Source organism: Pseudomonas sp. S2_B07 (assembly GCF_054668435.1).
Window position 1 is genome coordinate 3746515 of the sequence record NZ_CP162769.1, and the last position, 21509, is coordinate 3768023.

Consider the following 21509-nt stretch of genomic DNA (forward strand, 5'->3'; position numbering starts at 1 on the left):
CGTGTCATGAAAAAGTTTTTCAAGAAAGTCGGCGCATTCTTGCGCAAGACCTGGGTCTGGACCTTGCTGGTGGTGCTGTTTGTCGCGCTGCTGGTGTGGTTCGTCGGGCCGCTGCTGGCGGTGGATGACTACAAGTTCTGGGAAGGTTCGACCTCGCGCTTGCTGACCATCAGCGTGCTGTTCCTGATCTGGGGCCTGACCATGGTCTTCGTCAGCTGGCGCGCCGGTGTGCGTAAAAAAGCCATCGAAGACACCGAAGACGGCCAGGACCGTATCCGCCGCGAAGAGCTGATCGACGAAGAAGAGAAAGAGCTGAAGGTGCGTTTCAAGGACGCCCTGAAAACCCTCAAGACGTCGAGCCTGTATCGCGGTCGCAGCGAGCGCTGGCGCAGTGATTTGCCGTGGTACTTGCTGATTGGCCCACAGGGCAGCGGCAAGACCAGCCTGCTGGACTTCTCGGGCCTTGAGTTTCCGATCAACAAGATCGACCGCAAGCTCACCCGCGACACCCAAGGCACTCGTCATTGCGACTGGTATTTCGCCGACCACGGTGTGCTGATCGACACCGCCGGGCGCTACCTGACCCAGCCGGACGGCGAAGTCGACGGCAGCGCCTGGAGCACCTTGCTCGACCTGCTGCGCAAGCGTCGCCGCAACCGGCCATTGAACGGTGTGCTGGTGACCATTCCGGTGGAAACCCTGCTGTGCCCCGACGAGAAAGACCTCGACACCCTGGCCCGCCAGGTGCGTGCGCGCTTGCAGGACGTGCATCAAAAACTCCACGTCGACGTGCCGGTTTACCTGGTCCTGAGCAAGGCCGACAAGCTGCTCGGTTTCGACGAGTTCTTCGATCAACTGACCCGCGAAGAAAGCGATCAGGTGCTCGGCACCAGCTTCCGCAAAGAGCAGAGCGGCACCGACGTTGTAGTATTGCGCGCCGAGTTCGAAGAGCTGCTGCGTCGCCTGAACAGCCAGGTGATCATGCGCATGCATCAGGAGCGCGACACCCAGCGCCGTGGCCGCATCCTCGACTTCCCGCATCAGCTGGGGCAGATCGGCGAGCGCCTGTGCCTGTTCGTCGACATGGCGTTCACTGGCAACCGCTACCAGCGTGTCAGCCAGTTGCGCGGTTTCTACCTGACCAGCGCACCGCACCTGACCCAGGAAATGGACCAGACCACCGCCGGCATCGGCGCCAATCTGGGCATGAACGCGGGCGTGCTGCCGACCCTGCGCAGCGGCCGTTCCCGCTTCATCCATCATTTGCTTAGCCGGGTGATTTTCCCCGAGGCCGATCTGGCCGGTCTGGACAAGCGCGAACGCAGCCGCATCCATTGGGGCCAACGTGCGCTGTATGTGGGCGCGCTGGCGGCATTGGCGCTGTTCGGCATGCTCTGGGCGGGCGGTTTCTCCGCCAACTACGAGCGTCTGGAAAACCTGCGTAACTTGGCCACCAACTGGACGCAACAGCGCTCGGCGCTGACCGCGCGCGATGATTCCATGGCGGTGCTCAAGCCGCTCGACACGGCCTACGCGGCGACTCAGGTCTTCCCGAAAAAAGGCGACGTGAGTTACCACGAGCGTGGCGGTCTGTATCAAGGCGAAGACGTCAATCCAGTGGTCAAGAACGCCTACGAGCGCGAGCTCGAAGCGCAATTGCTGCCGAAGGTTGCGACGCTGCTGGAAGGGCAGATCCGCGCCAACATGCACGACCGCGAACGCCTGCTCAACAGCCTGCGCGCGTACCTGATGCTGAACATGAAAGACCGTCGCGACGGCCCGTGGCTCAAGGATTGGGTTGCCACCGAATGGTCCCAGCGTTATGCCGGCAACACCGCCGTGCAGAACGGCTTGAACACGCACTTCGAGCGTTTGCTGCAGCAGCCGTTTATCTACCCGCTCAACGATCAACTGGTGGCACAGGCCCGTCAGGTCCTGCGCAGCGAATCGCTGGCCAACGTGGTTTACCGGATGCTGCGCGAGCAGGCCCGCAACCTGCCGGAATACCGTCTCAGCCAACACCTCGGCCCACAAGGTTCGCTGTTTGTCGGCACCGATTACGTGATTCCCGGCTTCTACACCCAGCAGGGTTATCAGCAGTATTTCTCGGTCCAGGGCAGTGCGCTGGTCACCGACATCCTGCGTGACAACTGGGTACTGGGGGAAGGCTCGGGCATCAGCGGCATGGACTTGCGTCGCCTGATGGTCGAACTGGAGCAACTGTACTTCCGTGACTACGCCAACTTCTGGAGCGAAGCAGTCGGCCAGGTGGCCTTGCCACCGATCAATGACGCGGGTGAGGGCGCCGAGCAACTGGCGGGCCTGACTTCGGCCAACTCGCCAGTCCTGCAACTGCTGGTGGAAGTGCGCGAGAATACGCGCTTCCCGGTGGCCGCTGACAGCGCTGAAGACGCCGCCGATACAGCCGGGAAACTGGCAGAGAAGGGCGGCAAGCTCGGCAAACTCGCGGCAGCGGCGGCGGATAAAGCCGCTGACATGACCAAGAACCTGCCGGACACCGCGAAGAAATCACTGCAACGCCGCTTTGAACCGTTGCACCGTTTGCTGGACGACAACAACGGCCCGGCCGCTGATTTGACCCCGGCCCTGGCGGCGCTCAACGACCTGCAAATGCAGCTGGCGAGCCTGGCCCGTGCCAGTTCCCCGGAGCAGGCCGCGTTTGAAATGGCCAAGACCCGCATGAGCGGCCAGCGTGATGCGCTGAGCGCCCTGCGCAATGCTTCGAATCGTCTGCCGCGTCCGGTCAGTGTGTGGTTCAACGTGCTGGCCGAAGACACCTGGCGTCTGGTGCTCAACGATTCTTATCAGTACCTGAACCAGCGCTATCAGAGCGAGCTGTACAGCTTCTATGGCAAGGCGATCAACAAGCGTTATCCGTTCAGCGCCCACAGCACCAGCGACGTGGCGATCAGCGACTTCCGCGAGTTCTTCAAGGCCCAGGGCATCAACGATCGCTTCTTCGACACCTACATGCGTCCGTTCGTCAGTGGCGATCCGGGTAACTACCGCCTGCGTAGCATCGACGGTCACAGCCTGCCGATCTCCAAGGTCTACCTCGACCAGATGGCCGCGGCCCAAGTGATTCGCCAGAGCTTCTTCTCGATCAACCCGGCCGAGCCGCAAGTGCAGTTCAAACTGGAACCGTACACCCTCGACCCGGCCGTCAGCCGTTCCGAGTTCAAGTTTGGCGACAAGACCATCGAATACCGCCACGGTCCGATTGTGCCGGTGTCGTTCAAATGGCCGACCGACGCTGAAGACGGTCGCACCAGCCTGGTCCTCGACAAAATGGCCGGGCGCCCGATCGGCATCGAGAAGAACACCGGCCCATGGTCGCTGTTCCGTCTGTTCGATCTGATGCAGACCGAGTACCTGAGCGGTCGCGATGTGCTGGTATTGAAAGCTGACGTAGGCGGCCTGCGCGCCAACTACCTGCTCAGCAGCCAGCGCACACCGAACCCGTTCGACATGGGCGTGCTGCGCACCTTCCGTATGCCGGTGCAGCTCTGATGCTGGTTGCCAGCCCCTGGCGCAGCGCTGCGCGTACCGACGCCGGCAAGGTTCGGGCGCGCAACGAAGATGCTTTTCTCGACTGCCCGCAGCAGGGGCTGTGGGTGGTCGCGGACGGCATGGGCGGTCATCAGGGGGGCGACATTGCCAGCCAGTTGATCGTCGCCAGCCTGGCGGAATTGCCGGTGCAGGATGATTTCGACGAACGCCTCAAAGGCATTCGCCAGTGCCTGCACTGGTTGAACCGCCGCTTGGGGCAGGAGTTGACCGTCACCGCCGGGCGCCACGACAGCATCATGGGCAGCACCGTGGTGGCGCTGTTGGTGGACGGCAATCGCGCGGCCTGCATCTGGGCCGGTGACAGCCGTTGCTACCTGTGGCGCGGCCAGCGTTTGTATCAACTGTCCAAGGACCACTCGCTGCAACAGCAACTGATCGACGAGCAAAACATGAGCATCGAAGACGCCAAGGCTCACCCTGCCGCCCATGCCCTGACCCGAGCGGTCGGGGCGGCCGAGCAATTGACCCTGGACGTGCTCGAACTCGAGGTTTATCCCGGCGATGCGTTTCTGTTGTGCAGCGATGGTTTGTACAACGGGTTGAGCAGCGATGCCTTGGGCAACGCCCTGAGCCTGACCGCGCCGCACGTTGCGCTGGAGCGTCTGTTCGACGGCGCCTTGCGTGGCTCGGCCCGGGACAACCTGACTGCCGTGGTGATCCGACAATGACCCAACTCATGCCGCCGCTCGACGACCTGCTGGTGACCGACGAGGAAGCCAATAACCTGACTTACTTCGCGTTCGCCAAGTCGCATAAAGCTGAGCCCGCGCTGGCGCCAACCAAGGCCAGCATCGGCGAAATGCCCGACGTGCTCGCAGGCCGTTACCGCATCGAGCGTCTGCTCGGTGCCGGCGGCATGGGCGCGGTTTACCGCGCACGGGACTTGCTGAGCGAACAGTTCGGCGATCCCGACCCTTACATCGCGCTGAAAATCCTCAGCGAAGAATTTGCCGAATCGCCGGACGCCAGTGCCTTGCTCTACAGCGAGTTCGCCCTGATCCGGCGCCTGCGCCACGACAACGTGCTGCGCTTGCACAGCTTTGAAGTGGACACCGATTGCCAGCGCGCCTTCATCACCATGGAACTCATGCGTGGGCTGACCCTGGACAAACTGCTCTGCGAGCGCCCCTTGGGCCTGCCGTGGAAAGAACTGCGCGACATCGCGCTGCCGCTGCTCGACGCGCTGGCCTACGCCCACTCGCGCGGCGTGCTGCACGGCGACATGAAGCCGAGCAACGTGATGCTCAGCGAAGAAGGCGTGCGCCTGTTCGACTTCGGCCTCGGCCAGGCGGTGGAAGGCATTCTCCCCGGCCTGCCGCACCTGAGTCGCGACCGCTTCAACGCCTGGACCCCGGGCTACGCCGCCCCGGAACTGCTCGAAGGCCAACCGCTGACCGCCAGCGCCGATGTGTACGGCGTGGCCTGCGTGCTCTACGAACTGGCCGGCGGCAAACACCCGTTCCGCCGCTTGCCCTCGACCGAGGCCCGCGACGGCCAGCTCGAACGCGAGCTGCACCCGCCGCGCAATCTTCCGAAACACTGCTGGCCAGCCCTGCGAACGGCGCTGGCTTTCGATGCGGCCAAGCGCACCATCACCGCCGCCCAACTGCGTGACGCCCTGGGCGCCACATCGTCTTTGCTGCAACGCCTGCGATTGAAGGCGTAACGGATGACCACCGAACAGGGAGCAAGCAATGTTCAACCTCGCTAACGAAACACATTTCACTCTGACGGTTGAAGACTACGTCGGCGACCTGCAAGTGCTGTCGTTCACCGGCACCGAAGGCATCAGCCAGCCGTATCGCTTCGACCTCGAACTGGTCAGCGAAAACCCCGATCTGGACCTGGAAAAACTCCTGCACAAACAGGCGTTCCTGGCGTTCGATCCACAGGGTTCCGGCATCCACGGCCAGATCTACCGCGTCGCCCAAGGCGATGCCGGCAAGCGCCTGACCCGTTACAAAATCTCCCTGGTGCCGCACCTGCAATACCTGCATCACCGCACCAACCAGCGCATTTACCAGCAGTTGTCCGCGCCGAAAATCATCGCGCTGATCCTCGAAGAGCACGGCATCAAAGGCAACGCCTACCGCTTCCAGCTCAGCCAACCGTGCCCGGACCGCGACTACTGCGTGCAGTACGACGAAACCGACCTGCACTTCGTCCAGCGCCTGTGCGAAGAGGAAGGCATTCACTACCACTTCCAGCACAGCGACAAAGCCCATCTGCTGGTCTTCGGCGACGACCAGACCGTGTTCCCGAAACTCGGCCAGCCAACCGCGTATGTGCAAGGCAGCGGCATGGTCGCCGACGAGCCCGTCATCAAAGGCTTCAAACTGCGCCTCGAAACCCGCACCGGCCGCGTCACCCGCCGCGATTACGATTTCGAAAAACCACGCCTGCAACTCGAAGCCGCCTACAAACCTGATGGCGAAAGCACCGAGCCAGACCTCGAAGACTACGACTACCCCGGCCGCTTCCTCGACCGCGCGCGCGGCAAATTCCTCAGCCAACGCGCCCTCGAACGCCACCGCGCCGACTACCAGCAAGCCGAAGGCCACGGCGACCAGACAAGGCTGATCAGCGGCCACTTCCTGGAAATGTCCGACCACCCGCGCACCGAGTGGAACGACCTCTGGCTGCTCACCGAAATCGTCCACGAAGGCAAACAACCGCAAGTCCTCGAAGAATCGGTGACCAGCGACACCACCGACAACAAAGACGACTTCCACCAGGGCTACCGCAACCGCTTCCTCGCCACCCCGTGGAACGTCTTCTACCGCCCCGCGCTGGAACACCCCAAACCCCGCGTCCTCGGCAGCCAGACCGCCATGGTCACAGGGCCCAAGGGCGAAGAAATCCACTGCGATCAGTACGGCCGCATCAAAGTGCAATTCCACTGGGACCGCGAAGGCTTGGCCGACGACAAAACCAGCTGCTGGATGCGCGTGTCTTCGAGTTGGGCCGGGGATCGCTATGGCGCCATCGTCATTCCCCGCATCGGCATGGAAGTCCTCGTCACCTTCCTCGAAGGCGACCCCGATCAGCCGTTGGTGACCGGGTGCCTGTACCACAAGGAAAACCAGGTCCCCTACGAATTGCCGGCGAACAAAACCCGCACCGTGTTCAAAACCCTCAGCTCCCCCGGGGGCGGTGGGTTTAATGAACTGCGGATTGAAGACAAGAAAGGTGCCGAGCAGATCTTTATTCATGCCCAGCGGGATTGGGATGAAAACATTGAGCATGATCAGAAGATTCGCGTTGGCAATGAACGGCATGACACGGTGGTGAAGAACACCTACACCGAGCTGAAGGCGGAAGAGCATCGCACCACGATTGCGGATCGCAAGGTTGAAACGCGGCTGGATGATCACCTGACGATTGGGCAGAACCAGCATGTGAAGCTCGGGACTGCGCAGCTAACGAGTGTTGGAAAAGAGATTCATCTGAAGGCTGGGGCGAAGATTGTTATCGAGGCTGGCAGCGAACTCACCATTTTGGGGGGAGGGAGCTTTATCAAGCTGGATGCCGGCGGGGTGACGGTTGTTGGGCCGGTGGTGAAGATTAATGCGGGTGGTTCGGCAGGGAGCGGGACGGGGATTGGGATTAAGCCGCCGGTGTTGCCGGGGGCTGCGGATAAGGATAAGGCGGGGAGTTTGATGGATCAGGCGTTAATGAATGCGCCGCCATCGCCTCCGGTAGAAGTCGAGAAAAAGAGTTTCCGCATTCAGATGAAACGTCCATATGACAAAAAGGGGATCGCAGGACAACCCTATACGTTGGAGGTGGACGGCGTAACTTATAAAGGCACGACTTCGGGTGACGGTTTTGTAGATCAGCCAGTTCCACCTGATGCGAAGAAAGGCAAGCTTACTTTCTATCCGTTCGGCACAGAATCGCAGCCATGGGTATGGGAGCTCGATTTAAAAGCACAATCGGACGCTTCGGACGTTAAAGGGCTTCAGTCTCGCCTAAAAAACCTAGGCTTCTATGATGGAACAATCGACGGTGATAACGGCCCAAAAACAAAGTACGCCACCCGTTGTTTTCATCGCTCGTGTGAGTTGGCAGATAAAGATTATCTTTCTTTCAGCGATATTATGCGTCTTGAAGAACAGCATATTGCATAAGGGAGTAGGCAATGATTTACGGGAATTTTAACCTCTGTCGAGGGGATCATGATGGAAAGCCAGCGCAAAATAAGCCCCCACGCTGGGGAGGTAACGACAACCCAGTATTGGCTGTAGTTCCAGCTGAAACAGCGGCTGCATTTTTAGGTAGTAGTGCAGCCTTGGGTGTGCCGGAACATGTGCGGAAGCTCCAAGAAGATTTGACGACCTTAGGATTTTCCATTGTGGGTAAACCTGATGGCGGTTTCGGCGGCAGAACTGAATGGGCTGTGCGAGAGTTTCAAATATATGCGTCCATGGCACAGGTGGCTAAGGTCAGAGAAGAGAAAAAAGGCCAGCTATTATTGGATGCGGCGGGCGCGCCCGTAAAAATTAATAATATGGATATTTACTTTGACAGCGCTGCGTCTATAGTTGCAAAAGCGGGAAAGTCTGCGCTGGTAACTGGTGAAACAATAGGGCCTGTTAGTTATTACGTTGATAGCCTTAAGTCCGTATCGAATGCGTCTGTTTACGCTGGTCCTATTAGTGGCGTCGTCAACGAGCTTACGCGAGCCGCAATTGAATATTGGCTGGATAATGATTACAGATGCCCGGTAATAATCGAGGCATGGAATAACACATCCGCTGGGGTTCGGACCGAATTGGCTCAAAATGGGTGTAATTTATGGGCTCATGATAGTTTGACAAGTGGTGCGCCGCGGATATTCTTCAGGGATTTCACTAGCTATTATGATTACCCAGGTACACGTAATAAGCTAGAGTATCAGACGTTGGGCTATTATCAGTCAGGGACTTTTGGTGGACCCAATACAGGCCTTAAGCACAGTTGGTCGCCTGAAGCTGAGATGTCAGTTTTAAATGTTTCAGGTGCACCATACAACAGCGCTGAAGTGAACAGTGCAAAAGTCTCTACGTACCGGACGATGCGCGTAGTGGCTGAGGCAGAGTGCTATGGTCGATTTGATGTTTTGAACGCGTGGGATAACGCACTTATATCGGCTGGTCCTTGCCACTGGACGATGGGTGTGTTTGGTTCAGAATATGCTGATGGAGAATTGCCAGGTTTTATTGCTTATTTCAAAAGTATAAATCCGGAGGCTTTTGAAAAGGCCTTTGGGAAGTTTGGGTTAGACACCGTTCTTCAGTGGGGGGAGGCTGGAATGTATTCTACGGGTGTGCGTACATACAATTCATGGGTAAAGCTTAGCACCGAAACGGATTTTTCGGATTTACCAAAAACGAAGGAAGGTGCGCACTATATGAAGACCTGGCACTGGCACTATAGGTTCAGCATGGCCGGGCGAACAATAGATGCATACCGTAAGGCCATGTGGAAAATGACTAAGTTACGGCTTAGCAAAATCTTAGAAAAAGAAGTGAAATTTAGAGTTGCTGGGCAGGAGGTCGTCAGCACGCTAGGCGCTGTGTTCACTTCAGAAAAAGCAATCGCCATATTGCTTCGCTGGCACGTCTATCGCCCCGCTCACGTCGTTAGCGGATCATCACGTGTTGCTCCTGCAATTCAATCCGTGATTGACTCTACAAGTCAGGTCAACTGGGCCTTGCCAGTCGCCAGTTGGGGGGATGCACATGAAAGCGCGTTGACCGAGGAAATTCAAAGGAAGCTTGCAGCTCTAAATGATTCCATCACTAATGCGATTTTATATGGCGTTAACCTCCCTCAAGGTGCTGTAAGACCTGGTAGAAATTCCTTCATTATGGATGTGTGATCTATGAAATATTTTTTACTGTTGATTAGCTTGCTTCCAGCCGCTGCATGGTCATCTGTAGGTGATGTGTGCAATCTGGAACAAGATTCAAAAAGTTTTATTACTGATTGGAAATCTGGAAGCAGTAAGACGAAAGTGTTGTCAACGCAAGATGGTAAGGAGTTTTTGATCGACCACGGGCGCATCATATATGTCGGTGACCTGAATAATGATGGAAATGACGATTTTATTTTTGAAGCATCAACAGGTGTTGGTTCAAGTGGAGATCAAGTTTTTAGCTTTTTACTCCAGTGCCATGGTTACCTGAAATTGCTTGGTGCAGATTACTTTGCCAAGGTAGAGGTAGCGGAACCAGAGAACGAACAAAAGAACGTTTTTAAGGAAATAAAGATATATTCTTACAAACGGAACTCGGATGGCAGTATTCAACAGAAAGGTGGCAAGCCTTTAACCACTCCACACATTTGGAAGTTTAATGTCGAATCTCAGAAGTATGAAGGGGAGTCAGAGTAGAGAATAGGGTGTTTGTCATTGGCTGATCAGGAAGTGAAAAGGGGGCGGATTTATTTATGATGATGCGGTCGCCAATAAAGAAATTCGTCCCCTTTTCCATTTTCCTAATAAATCTGCCCCACGTTTTTACTTTTTCACCTGTGATCGGTCGTAGCGTCGAGGGTCAACCGTGACAACGAAGTTTAAAAGGTTTGCCGTAGCACTGGTGAGCGCCGCTTTCGCGGCATCGATGATTTCGGCTCATGCACAGGAAACCTGCAACCACAACAGCATTACCAATCCCGATTTGATCACTTGCGGCCAGCAAAGCTTCGAAAAAGTCGACGCTGTGTTGAATGAGCAATACAAGAAAACCCTGGCCAGCTTGTCTCCCGCCGACAAGAGGCAACTGACCGATGTACAAAGAAAGTGGGTGCGCTTCAAAGAAGCGTATTGCGAGGATCTGTATCAGGCCGTTTTGCCGGGAGCGGAGGCGCCCATCGATAAGCTTGCGTGCTTGGCGCAGACAACCACCGCCCGGTTGGGCGAGCTCATTTATCTACAGACAGGTATGCCGAATGATGGCTTTTACAAAGCTGCTTCGTTGATGGCAGGGCAGGATCGCGAAAGCGGTCTGAAGGCCTCGATCAATCTGCTCGGAGGGGGTGACTTCGACGATCCTGTTTGGAAGCAATATGCGGACGGACAGTGCGAGATGAGTTTCCGTTTGTTTCGTGAAGACCTCGCTTATTGCGCGGTGCGAATGCGCTTTCAGCTACCCATGAACCGCTAAAGGAATGATCGGTTTGAAATATTTGTCTTCGTTTTTTGTAGCTTTTCTACTCCTCTGTCCGATGGCGGCTCACAGCGAAGTCACAACTGAGGTCTATTGCTTCCGCTCGCAGGAAGGCAAAAGCATCAATTTTGAGTTCAGAAGCTATTTCGATTCGGTCGTTAAATGGAGCGGCGCGAACGTCAAATACAGCAAGTCAAAAACGGCAATTGGTCTTGTCTACAAAAATTCCGAGGAAGAAGTCATGGATCCGGATCGGCCGTCTCAATTTACGACGACCTGGGTTGAAGTCTCCGATGGCGTGGTATCTGGAAATTATGAAATGGTCAGCCAAGGTGCCCGCATTTACGGGATGACTTACACAAACTACAAAACCCAGAAGAAGTATTCATTCGATCAAGATATCGGTATGGATGCGTCGCCAGAAATGGGTTGCCAATGGTGATTTCATTTCGTTTTTTCGGGGGGCGTGCATGAAAGCTGTTGCCCTCTACAGTCTCATTTTTCCCCTATTTGTAATGTCGGCTCATGCGGCACCCACCCTGTTGAATGTGGAGCAATCGTTGCCGGTCGCTGTAACTGCTGCCATCGCTGCGGAGAATGAGATGCGTGCAGAGGACGTTCATCCAATCCCCTTCGGTGCTTTAAGTTGGAAGGGCGGTGTAATGGGTGCGGTGGTGTTTGAAGATTCAATACCGAACTGCGCCATCTACACTTATCAGAGTGGCTTGCTGGATTCCGCGTTTGCAGGAGCACCCTGCAAATTTACAGGGCCGCCAAAATTTATGGCTGACAGGAATGGTCCTTTGCCCGATGTCGTATTTGATTTGGAGGTTTTCCTACCGAATCGGGGCGCCATGGCGACCCATATGGTGGCATTTTATTACGATGTCCAGAAAGAAGCTTTCTGCGAGAGCCAATTGCTTGCCGACTGGTATCAGTCGGGAAACAGAAGTCTGATCCCTGATCTTCAGGATGGACGATGTACCGTTGGGTCTGTCGCAGCTGACGGAAAGTCATAAAAAAGCGAATTTCAAATTTTCAAAAAAGGGGACGCCAAGTCCCCTTTTTCTATTCGCGGCTCCCGCTACACCTTCGCCCGATGCTCCGCCGGATTCGGCGAATCAATGTGATCCAGCGCTCGCTCCACCAACAACCGAACCCCATCCGCCAATCTGCTTAGCGCCAAGGCTAAGGAGCGTCGTGCGCCGTCCACGTCGTCGGCCAGGTTGGTGGCGATGGCGCTGATGGACAGCAGGTCTTCCGAGGCGTTGGCCAGGAGGGCTTCGGTGTCTATGTTAGGGGAGACGGCGAAGAGGTTGCCTTTGCGAGGCTTGGGTTTTTCGCTGGATGGGGCGAAATGGTGGTCGAGGGCGCGTTCGGCGGCTTCGTGGAATTTCTTCGAATCGCTGGATTCGTAGGGGGATGTGTCTTCGTGTTCGGGTGAATTAGTTTTTGGATTGGTCACAGGTGTAAATCCTCGGAGTTAATAAAAATTCTCTCCCGGTTACGGACTTGCACATCCGTGTCACCGATTTTGCGGCGACGAACAAAGGTTATCGATGAAGCCTAGGGCTGCCTAGTTCACGAACAGCATCACGTGTTGAAGGAAATCTCCGATGGGGTCGAGTGAAAGATCAAAAGATCGCAGCCTCGTTTCACTCGACAGCTCCTACAGGAGCGGTTTTGTTTCACAGATTGCATTCCAACAGGAGCATCAGGATTGCGTGACTTGGCAGTCATTGGCGTCAAAAAGACGGGCATCTTCTTCTATCGCTGCACAACAGTGGCGTTCTCGCTTGAAGCCGCTACACTGCGCCGGCCGTTCACTTTTCTCTTGAGGCTGTGCGCATGAAATTTCGTTTTCTACTGTGGATGCTGGGTTTGTTGATGGGTAAGGCCAGTCGGACTAATCCTGCGTTTCAGCAGCAGTTGGGTGACAAGGAATTGGTGTTCCAGCTACAGACCCTGGACGGGAAGGTGGCGCGGCATTTCTTTGTGAAGGATCAGCGCATTACCAGCAAGTCGGGCGTGTATGCCGAGCCGGCGTTTGCGATTGCGTTCAAAGATGCGGCGTATGGCTTTGCCACGATGCAGGCGAAGAACAAGCAGTTGGCGTTTATGACGGGGATTCAGGACAAGTCGATTCAGATCAAGGGCAACCCGGCGTTGGTGATGTGGTTCCAGGGGTTGACCAAGTATTTGAAGCCTAGGAAGGCTAAGGCATAGGTCATTCAGCCATTCGACTCAGAAGGCTCGCCGCCGTCGAGTGGCTGGGCGGCCTCTAAGTCGCTGAGCGGATTAAGACTCATGAGCTACGTTTCTGCGCACGCCTCTCCTGAAGATAGCGCCCTTGCAGCGCCAGGATCTCAGACTTGCTGAGAACACCCTTTCTCTTGAGATTGACGAGCAGTTGCTCGATGCCATCCAACTCAACGACATCGCCAGTCATACGGGTAATGATCACGGCTATACGGCTCATGCCGTCAGGATCAGCAGTAACCTTGTGATCGTTAGCAAGTTTGCGGATTTGACTTGCAACACTGACAGCCGCTGTTTGGGTCATCGGAAGCGCTCAATTGGCAGTCGCATCATAGCGGGGCGCAGGTTTGAGGTGATCAGATAAACCGCGGGGTATTCTTCGCGAGCAGGCTCGCTCCCACAGGGGCTTGTGGTGATTCAGAGATACCGAGTTGGATTCATCGCGAGCAGGCTCACTCCTACAGGGTCTTGTGGTGAATCAGGTAGATCGGCGGGGGATTCTTCGCGAGCAAGCCCGCTCCCACATTAGACCGAGTGTGGGAGCGGTTTTTTTTAGGCCTGTGTGAATTGCGAAGCCAGTTCGCGCAGCAGCACTTCAGCCTCTAGAACTTTGCTGACCACGTCGTTGGCTTTGTCGCGGCTCAGGCCGACGCGTTCCAGCAGGGCGTCGGGGATGTCTTCATCCGGCCCGGAGCCAATCCCACGACTACGCAGCAAACGCACCGCCAAACACACGAGGTTCGGGTATTCGGCGTAGTCGCCGTCGTAGTGCGGGTCGTGCTGGAAGCGCAGGGCGGTGGCCAGTTCGTCGGGCATGTCCCAGTAGCGCATCAGCCATGAGCCGATCTGTTCGCGGCTGATGCCGAGCAGGTGTTGCTCGACGTAGCTGTGGCACAGGTGCTGGTTGACTTCCAGGTGGCGGCAGATCAGTGAGAAATGCGGCGGGAAGACGTGGGCCAGCAACAAGTAGCCGAAGTTGTGCAGCAGGCCGGCGAGGTAGGTCAGGCCGGCTTCCGGGCGCTGGGCGCGCGGCATGGCGCGGGTCAGGCCTTCGATGACGGCGGCGGTGTAGATCGATTGCTGCCAGTACGGCGTGGCGTGTTGCGGGTGGTCTTTGGGCAGGCTCAGGGTTTTGCCCAGAGCCAGGCCGAGCGCGAGGTTGATCACCAGGTCGAAACCCAGGACCCGCACAATCGCGTCTTCTACTGAGCGAATCTTGCCCGGCGAGGCGTAGTACGGCGACGCGGCCCAGCTGACGACTTGCGCGGCCAGCGCCGGGTCGGTTTCGACGACGCCGGTGATGTCGTCAATGGTGGCGTTGGGGTCGACGCGCAGCTTGATGATTTTCTGTGCGGTCTCGGCCAGCGGCGGAATCTCGATGGTCTCTTCCAGGCGTTGCTGGATGCGTCGCGCGGTGAACACTTGAACGGCCTGGGTGATTTCCTTGCGGTCATCGTCGGGACGGTCGAGGTTGGGACGGATGCTGGTCAGGTTCTCGCCGAAGTTGGCGGCGCTGGCCTTGGTCAGCATGGTCTTGAAATCTTCGCTGGTGATTTCCAGCAGCAGGCCCGGCTCGCCCGAGTTGATCAGCAACTTCGGTTGGCGCAGCAGGCTTTCTTCGTACAGGCACGGCGAACTGGTCAACGCCGGCAGGCCGGGTAACAGGCTCAAGCTGTGTTTGCCGAGCATCTTCACCAGGCGTTCGGTGGGCACGGCAGTGAGGCGGCGGCCGGTCAGTTCAGCGAGGCGATTGAGGTCGAGCAATTGGCTTTGCGCAAACAGCACCATCAGCGCGCCGACGGCATCGTCCAGCAACACGGCCTGTACTTTGCGCGAGGCGTTCAAGCCGTGGTGGTCCAGCACTTCTTCGTAGGCAATGCCCAGCTTGCCCAGCAGCAACCGAATAACAGACGGAGCGTGCAGGGGTTCCGGGGCGAGGGCAGCTTCAGTCATGGTCTGTATCCGTATTCAAACAATTGCAGGAGTATAACCAGCTTGTTTAAAAGCATCGTCCACAAACTGCGACGGTGCTCACACTTGGCCGTATTGCTGCCCATGGCGCAGCCAGCGGTCGAGCAGCGGGCTGACGTGGTCCGGCCAGCGCTCCAGCAATGCCTGGGCGGCGTCGCGCACGGCGGGCAATAAATCGGCATCACGCATCAGGTCGGCGACCTTGAATTGCAGTAGGCCGGTCTGGCGCGTGCCGAGCATTTCGCCGGGGCCGCGCAGTTCGAGGTCCTTTTCGGCGATGACAAAACCGTCGTTGGTTTCACGCATGATACCGAGGCGTTGACGACCGATTTGCGACAGCGGCGGATGGTAAAGCAGCACGCAATGGCTGGCCGCGCTGCCTCGACCGACACGGCCACGCAACTGGTGCAATTGCGCGAGGCCGAGGCGTTCAGGGTTTTCGATGATCATCAGGCTGGCGTTCGGGACGTCGACGCCGACTTCGATCACGGTGGTCGCAACCAGCAGTTGCAGGTTGCCGGCCTTGAATTCGGCCATCACGGCGGCTTTTTCTACCGGCTTCATGCGGCCGTGGATCAGCCCGACCTTCAACTCGCCGAGGGCGGCGGTGAGGTCTTCGTAAGTGGTTTCGGCGGCCTGGCAGGTCAGCTCTTCTGACTCTTCAATCAGCGTGCACACCCAATAGGCCTGACGCCCTTCGGCACAGGCGCCGCGCACCCGTTCGATGACTTCAACGCGCCGGGTATCGGTGACCAGCACGGTGTTGACCGGGGTTCGTCCGGGCGGCAGTTCGTCGAGGATCGAGGTGTCGAGGTCGGCGTAGGCGCTCATGGCCAGCGTTCGTGGAATCGGTGTGGCGGTCATGATCAGTTGATGCGGACACATGCGCCCGCCGACACCTTTCTGTCGTAACGCCAGACGCTGCTGCACGCCGAAGCGGTGCTGTTCGTCGATGATTGCCAGTGCGAGGTTCTTGAACTGCACTTCCTCCTGGAACAACGCGTGAGTGCCGACCACCATGGGTGCGCCATTGGCGATCTGCTCCAGCGCGGCCACGCGGTTTTTGCCCTTGAGCTTGCCGGCCAGCCACGCGACTTCAATGCCCAGCGGTTCGAGCCAGCGCTTGAAGGTGATGAAGTGCTGCTCGGCGAGGATCTCGGTGGGCGCCATCAGCGCGACCTGGTAACCGGCCTCCAGCGCTTGGAGCGCGGCGAGGGCGGCGACCACGGTTTTACCGGCGCCAACGTCGCCCTGAATCAGCCGCAGCATCGGTTCGTGCTGGCTCAGGTCGTAGGCGATTTCGTTGCCGACCCGTTGCTGTGCGCCGGTCGGTGCGAAGCCCAGATTGGCCAGGTACTTGGCCGGGAGTTGGGTGGCTTTTGGCATGGCCGGTGCGCGCAGGGAACGCATGCTTTCCCGCAGCCGTTGCTGGGACAGTTGATGGGTCAGCAACTCTTCAAAGGCCAGGCGGTGCTGCGCCCAGTGATGGCCGAGGGCGAGTTCATCGACGTCGGCATCGGCAGGCGGGTGATGCAGGTAGCGGATCGCATCGGCCAGCGGCGCGAGTTGATAGTCACGAGCGAGTTCGGTCGGGAGCCAGTCGGGCAGGCTGGTCGGGCCGAGCATGGTCAGGGTTTGCATGCACAGTTGGCGCAAGCGCTGCTGGGTCAGGCCTTCGGTGAGCGGGTAGACCGGGGTCAGGGTTTCGTCCACCGGCGGTGGCTCGTCGCCGGTAATGGCGCGGTATTCCGGGTGGTAGATTTCCAGACCTGACGCACCGGGCCGCGCTTCGCCGTAGCAGCGAATCCGCGTGCCGCGTTTGAGGCCTTCTTTCTGTGCATTGCTGAAATGGTAGAAGCGCAGGCTGAGCCCGCCGGTGCCGTCTTGCAGGCGCACGACGAGGCTGCGGCGACGGCCCATGACCACATCGGCGCCGCTGACGGTGCCTTCGATCACGGCGTCTTGCCCTGGTCGCAAATGGCCGATCGGGACCACGCGAGTGCGGTCCTGATAGCGCAGCGGCAGGTGAAACAGCACGTCCTGAAGATTCTCCAGGCCGACCTTGGCCAGCTTCTCGGCCATGGCCTCGCCGACACCCTTGAGTGCCGTCACCGACACTTGCGACAACTCGGTCATGACAGCAACTTACGCCGCCACCACCGGCACGGACGGCTTGGCCACCGAGCACAGGCGAATGGAGTCAGCGAGGATTTCAATCGCCTTCGGCCGCGGGAAGCTGGCGCGCCAGGCGATGGCCACGGTGCGGAACGGCACCGGCGGCGTCAGTGGGCGCACTTCGATCACGCCGGGGGCGTAGTGATGGCTGTCGACGGCCGACAGCGGCAGGATCGAGATGCCGAGGCCGGAAGCGACCATGTGGCGGATGGTTTCCGGGGAGCTGGATTCCACCGTGGTGTGTTTGGCGCCGTCGTTGCCTTTGGTCAGGGTCGGGCAGGCTTCCAGCACTTGATCGCGGAAGCAGTGGCCTTCGCCGAGCAGCAGCAGGCTCTTGTCGTTGAGCAGGCTGGCGTCAATGGATTCTTTTTGCGTCCACGGGTGCTGGGCCGGCATCAGGACGTAGAACGGCTCGTCGTAGAGCTGCAAGGTCAGGACGTCGGCTTCGTTGAATGGCAGGGCGATGATGATCGCGTCGAGCTCGCCGTTGCGCAGTTTGTCGCGCAGCACGTGGGTGAAGTTTTCTTCGATGTACAACGGCATCTGCGGGGCGACCCGGTGCAGTTGCGGAATCAGGTGCGGGAACAGGTACGGGCCGACGGTGTAGATGGCGCCGACTTTCAGCGGGGCAGTCAGCTGGTTTTTACCGGCCTGGGCCAGTTCGCGGATGCCTTGGGCTTGTTCCAGGACTTTTTGCGCCTGGGCCACGATGCCTTCGCCGACCGGAGTCAGGCGCACGGCGCTCTTGCTGCGCTCGAAAATCAGCACACCGAGTTCGTCTTCAAGCTTTTTCACGCCCACCGACAGGGTCGGTTGACTGACGTGGCAACGCTCGGCCGCATGGCCGAAATGCTGCTCTTGGGCGAGGGTAACGATGTAGCGTAATTCTGTGAGAGTCATAGCAAGCGTCCATGAAGTTGCGCGCCAAGCATAACGGCTGCAATCGATAGACGCACGTTATCAGAGTGAGTGTGTTGAGTGACACTGGGTAATGCGTGTTTGCCGCTGGCAGATACGCGAAAGGCACCTTTCGGTGCCTTATCGCGGACATTCCTGCTGGGGGAGAACCCTGTGGGAGCGAGCTTGGCTCGGTATTGCTTCTAGCGGCGGCGTTTGTCTATGGAATACAGGAACGGGGCCGTGATTTCGATAGTGCCGTTGGTGAGCATGTCAGCCGGTGGCTTGGGCAGCGGCTGGGCGTCACGGATCATTTGCAAGGTGGCGCGGTCCAGATCGGAATTGCCGGAAGGGCTCTCCAGTTGGAATGACAACACATTCCCTTGCGCATCCACGACAAAGCGCAAACGGTTCACGCCTTCCTTGTTCCGCAGCCGTGCAGCGTCCGGGTATTTCTTGTGTTTGGCGAGGTGAGCGAGCAATTCGCTTTGCCAGCTGGCCTTGGCAGCCTGCTGCGCCGGCGATGGACCCGGTGCCGGTTGTGCGGATTGTTCGGTAGGCGCCTGAGTCGGTTGTGCGTCGCTCGGTTTAGCCTCGGACGGCTTTTCCTTCGGCGGCTCCGGCTTCTTTTCCACGGGCTTGGGCGGTTGCGGCTTGGGCTTGGGTTTGACCGGCTTGGGCACGGCAATCTCGGCTTTCGGCGCCTCAGCCAGTTTCGGGATCGGCAGTTCTTCCACCGGGGCCGGTGGCTGCGGCGGCGTGATGACCTTCGGCGGCGCGGGCGGTGGCGGCGCCGGGACCGGTGCCAGCTCAACCATCATGGCCTGCGGCGGCAGCTCAATCGGCGGGCGCGACGTCCAGTTCAGCGCCAGCGCGATGGCCAGTGCATGAACGCCCAGCACCACGGCCAGGCTCGCGCTGTAACGCGTCAGCTTATGGCGCGTCGTGATCATTTCTTGACTGCCGACTCGAGCCCGACCAGACCCACCTTCAGGTAACCGGCGGAGCGCAGGTTGTCCATCACGCTCATCAGGTCGCCGTAATCCACGCCTTTGTCAGCCTGGAAGAAGATCGTTGTGTCTTTCTTGCCCTTTGTCTTGGCGTCCAGTGTGGCGCCGAGGGCTTCGGCCTTCACTTCTTCTTCACCGAGGAACAGGCGCTGGTCAGCCTTGACGCTGAGGAACACTGGTTTTTCCGGACGTGGTGCCGGTTTGGCGGTGGAGGTGGGCAGGTCGACCTTGATGTCCACGGTGGCCAGCGGGGCGGCCACCATGAAGATAATCAACAGCACCAGCATCACGTCGATGAACGGCGTGACGTTGATTTCGTGGTTCTCGGCCAGATCGTCGTCTGCGCCTTCTCTCAAATGCAAGCCCATGGCTGATTACCCTACTTTGACCATGTGCGGTTGCGTGGAGCGCTCGGTGGTCGGCAGGTGATCGAGGTCACGGCTGACCAGCAGCAGGACTTCAGCCGAAGCGTCGGACACTTGAGCCTTGTAACCGGCAATGGAGCGGGCGAAGACGTTATAGATCACCACGGCCGGGATCGCTGCCACCAGACCCAGCGCGGTCGCCAGCAGGGCTTCGGCGATACCGGGCGCCACGACAGCGAGGTTGGTGGTCTGGGTTTTGGCGATGCCGATGAAGCTGTTCATGATGCCCCACACGGTGCCGAACAGACCCACGAACGGCGCGGTGGAACCGATGGTGGCGAGGACGCCGGTGCCGCTGCTCATGTTGCGACCGCACGCCGCTACCAGGCGCTCGAGACGGAAGGCAACACGTTCCTTGATGCCTTCTTTTTCGCGGCTGTTGACCGACAGGCGCATCTCTTCCAGGGCGTCATGCACCAACAGGTTGGCGAGGGTGCCTGCCTTGGTAGCGGTCGCGCTGGCTTCTTTAAGGGTGGTGGCTTTTTTCAGGTGGACGATTTCGCTGCGCAGACGACGCTTGGCGCCCATCAGTTCAAGGCCCTTGGCGATCCAGATGGTCCAGGTGATGATCGAAGCAATGGCCAGACCGATCATCACGATTTTCACGATAATATCGGCGTTCTGGTACATGCCCCACGGCGACAGGTCGTGGGCCATGCCCAGGGAGTTGTCGGCTTCGAGCACTTCAGGAACGTCCGCAGCGTCAACCGCCTGAGCCGGATCGGTCGCGGCTGGCGCGGCGACAGGGGGGGCGTGATCGGCGGGTGCAGGAGTCGCGGCGGCAGCCGGCGCGGCAGGTGCTTGTGCGTCAGCGAATGCGGCGGTCGGCGCGAGCATCAGGCTCAGCAGCAGAGCGGCCACTGCGCTCCAGGCGCGAGGTCGTTTGGTTGGCGAAGCGGAGAATTGATTGCGTGTCATGCTGGCCGGACCTGAGAGAAAAAGACGGTTAATGTTCTTCCAGGCCTCGCGAGGCCGAGAACAAAAGTGGCGTGCATTATTGCAATTAATTCTTGTTAACAAAAGTAATAGAGTCTCTTTTTTTCCTGCATTACTAGCCGCTCGTCTTGTGTCGGCGCTAGTCTGCGGCTTTCCGATAGGAGTTTTTCGATGTCCACACCCTCAGTTTTGATCGCCGGTTGCGGTGATGTCGGCAGTCGCCTGGCCACGCAATTGGTGGCTGGCGGGTGGGAGGTCCATGGCCTGAGACGTGACGTTTCACGCCTGCCCGAGGGCGTCATTGGCGTTGCCGGCGACTTGTTCAAAGAGGACTGTCCCGAGACCTGGCCCATCGGTGCGGTGGATTACCTGGTGTATTGCGCGGCGGCTACCGATCACGATGAAGCCGGTTATCGCGCTGCGTATGTGCAGGGCTTGGAGCATGTGCTGGAGTGGCTGAGCGACTACGGCCAAGTGCCAGAGCGACTGCTGTTTGTGTCCAGCAGCAGTGTGTATGGCCAGCAGGAGGGTGAATGGGTCGATGAGACTTCGCCGACCATTGCCACCGGCTATTCAGGTCGTTTGATGCTGGAGGCTGAGCGGGTGGCACTGCAAAGCGGCATCCCGGCGAGCATTCTGCGCTTGACCGGCATCTACGGGCCGGGCCGCGAATGGCTGCTGACACAGGTTCGTCGCGGTTATCGCGTGGCAGTCGATCCGCCGTTGTACGCCAACCGTATTCACGCCGACGATGCGGCGGGGTTGATGGCGTATTTGCTGGAAGCGGATCGTCGTGGTGTGGCGCTGGATGACATTTATATCGGCGTCGACGATGCGCCTGCACCGTTGGCCGAAGTGGTGGGCTGGTTGCGCGAGTATCTGGGCGTGACGGAGTGGGATGAAGACTCGAGCGTGCGGCGAACGGGCAGCAAGCGTTGCAGTAATGCGCGGGCCAAAGCCTTGGGTTGGACACCGAAGTACCCAAGCTATCGCGAAGGTTATGCCGCCATTCTCGAAGGCCGCAGCTGACTCCCAGTGGCCACAAAACTGTGGGAGCGACGGTGCGACCTGTTCGCGAAGGGGCCATAACATTC

19 protein-coding genes and 1 pseudogene are annotated in these 21509 nt (G+C 58.6%); 12 read left to right on the plus strand and 8 right to left on the minus strand.

All coding sequences use genetic code 11. From position 1 onward, the window contains the following. Positions 1–6: 6 nt before the first annotated feature. The 10 genes and pseudogenes from tssM (at position 7) to AB4N43_RS17240 (ending at position 11761) form a co-directional block, all read left to right on the plus strand. Positions 7–3531 carry a type VI secretion system membrane subunit TssM gene (tssM, locus tag AB4N43_RS17195; RefSeq protein WP_460151749.1) on the plus strand — a complete coding sequence of 1175 codons (3525 nt, stop codon included), beginning with the start codon at positions 7–9 and terminating at the stop codon, positions 3529–3531. Beyond that, on the plus strand, positions 3531–4259 hold the full coding sequence (locus tag AB4N43_RS17200) for a PP2C family protein-serine/threonine phosphatase (RefSeq protein WP_123433131.1): 729 nt from the start codon (positions 3531–3533) through the stop codon (positions 4257–4259). The genes tssM and AB4N43_RS17200 overlap by 1 nt, the downstream gene beginning before the upstream one ends. Continuing rightward, positions 4256–5257 carry a serine/threonine-protein kinase gene (locus AB4N43_RS17205; protein ID WP_194940490.1) on the plus strand — a complete coding sequence of 334 codons (1002 nt, stop codon included), beginning with the start codon at positions 4256–4258 and terminating at the stop codon, positions 5255–5257. The genes AB4N43_RS17200 and AB4N43_RS17205 overlap by 4 nt, the downstream gene beginning before the upstream one ends. A gap of 28 nt (positions 5258–5285) precedes the next feature. Then, a pseudogene (locus AB4N43_RS17210) lies at positions 5286–7313 on the plus strand (type VI secretion system Vgr family protein); the annotation flags it as partial. A 9-nt stretch (positions 7314–7322) separates the two neighbouring features. Further along, positions 7323–7721, plus strand: coding sequence for a peptidoglycan-binding domain-containing protein (locus tag AB4N43_RS17215; RefSeq protein ID WP_460154216.1), 399 nt, complete (start codon positions 7323–7325; stop codon positions 7719–7721). Between the two features lie 11 nt (positions 7722–7732). Beyond that, positions 7733–9454 carry a peptidoglycan-binding domain-containing protein gene (locus AB4N43_RS17220; RefSeq protein ID WP_460151750.1) on the plus strand — a complete coding sequence of 574 codons (1722 nt, stop codon included), beginning with the start codon at positions 7733–7735 and terminating at the stop codon, positions 9452–9454. Positions 9455–9457: 3 nt separating this feature from the next. Beyond that, positions 9458–9967: a hypothetical protein gene (locus tag AB4N43_RS17225; RefSeq protein WP_460151751.1), complete on the plus strand. Its 510-nt coding sequence runs from the start codon at positions 9458–9460 to the stop codon at positions 9965–9967. 229 nt (positions 9968–10196) lie between these two features. Continuing rightward, on the plus strand, positions 10197–10739 hold the full coding sequence (locus tag AB4N43_RS17230) for a lysozyme inhibitor LprI family protein (protein ID WP_460154217.1): 543 nt from the start codon (positions 10197–10199) through the stop codon (positions 10737–10739). A 4-nt stretch (positions 10740–10743) separates the two neighbouring features. Beyond that, complete coding sequence (locus tag AB4N43_RS17235; protein ID WP_460151752.1) at positions 10744–11184, plus strand: hypothetical protein; 441 nt, start codon at positions 10744–10746, stop codon at positions 11182–11184. A 28-nt stretch (positions 11185–11212) separates the two neighbouring features. Continuing rightward, a complete protein-coding gene (locus tag AB4N43_RS17240) occupies positions 11213–11761 on the plus strand; it encodes a hypothetical protein (RefSeq protein ID WP_460151753.1) in 549 nt (182 codons plus the stop codon). Positions 11762–11826: 65 nt separating this feature from the next. Here the strand turns inward: AB4N43_RS17240 and AB4N43_RS17245 are convergent, their stop codons facing one another. Beyond that, positions 11827–12207, minus strand: coding sequence for a DUF6124 family protein (locus tag AB4N43_RS17245; RefSeq protein WP_460151754.1), 381 nt, complete (start codon positions 12205–12207; stop codon positions 11827–11829). A 383-nt stretch (positions 12208–12590) separates the two neighbouring features. On the opposite strand from AB4N43_RS17245, the gene AB4N43_RS17250 reads away from it, so the two are divergent. Next, positions 12591–12968 carry an SCP2 sterol-binding domain-containing protein gene (locus AB4N43_RS17250; protein ID WP_194940484.1) on the plus strand — a complete coding sequence of 126 codons (378 nt, stop codon included), beginning with the start codon at positions 12591–12593 and terminating at the stop codon, positions 12966–12968. Positions 12969–13047: 79 nt separating this feature from the next. Here the strand turns inward: AB4N43_RS17250 and AB4N43_RS17255 are convergent, their stop codons facing one another. The 7 genes from AB4N43_RS17255 to exbB form a co-directional block, all read right to left on the minus strand. Next, positions 13048–13305, minus strand: coding sequence for a hypothetical protein (locus tag AB4N43_RS17255; RefSeq protein ID WP_059181949.1), 258 nt, complete (start codon positions 13303–13305; stop codon positions 13048–13050). 248 nt (positions 13306–13553) lie between these two features. Continuing rightward, positions 13554–14954 carry an aminoacyl-tRNA deacylase and HDOD domain-containing protein gene (locus tag AB4N43_RS17260; protein WP_027926339.1) on the minus strand — a complete coding sequence of 467 codons (1401 nt, stop codon included), beginning with the start codon at positions 14952–14954 and terminating at the stop codon, positions 13554–13556. Positions 14955–15032: 78 nt separating this feature from the next. Then, the gene (gene recG / locus AB4N43_RS17265) at positions 15033–17108 is read right to left on the minus strand and encodes an ATP-dependent DNA helicase RecG (protein ID WP_460151755.1); all 2076 of its coding nucleotides are present in this window, start codon (positions 17106–17108) and stop codon (positions 15033–15035) included. Positions 17109–17117: 9 nt separating this feature from the next. Next, positions 17118–18047: a LysR substrate-binding domain-containing protein gene (locus tag AB4N43_RS17270; protein WP_460151756.1), complete on the minus strand. Its 930-nt coding sequence runs from the start codon at positions 18045–18047 to the stop codon at positions 17118–17120. 200 nt (positions 18048–18247) lie between these two features. Continuing rightward, positions 18248–18997, minus strand: coding sequence for an energy transducer TonB family protein (locus AB4N43_RS17275; protein WP_310262518.1), 750 nt, complete (start codon positions 18995–18997; stop codon positions 18248–18250). Beyond that, positions 18994–19422 carry a TonB system transport protein ExbD gene (gene exbD / locus AB4N43_RS17280; protein ID WP_194940481.1) on the minus strand — a complete coding sequence of 143 codons (429 nt, stop codon included), beginning with the start codon at positions 19420–19422 and terminating at the stop codon, positions 18994–18996. The genes AB4N43_RS17275 and exbD overlap by 4 nt, the downstream gene beginning before the upstream one ends. Positions 19423–19428: 6 nt before the next feature. Then, complete coding sequence (gene exbB, locus AB4N43_RS17285; RefSeq protein ID WP_027926344.1) at positions 19429–20397, minus strand: tonB-system energizer ExbB; 969 nt, start codon at positions 20395–20397, stop codon at positions 19429–19431. A gap of 189 nt (positions 20398–20586) precedes the next feature. On the opposite strand from exbB, the gene AB4N43_RS17290 reads away from it, so the two are divergent. Next, on the plus strand, positions 20587–21444 hold the full coding sequence (locus AB4N43_RS17290; protein WP_059181953.1) for an SDR family oxidoreductase: 858 nt from the start codon (positions 20587–20589) through the stop codon (positions 21442–21444). Positions 21445–21509 lie beyond the last annotated feature (65 nt).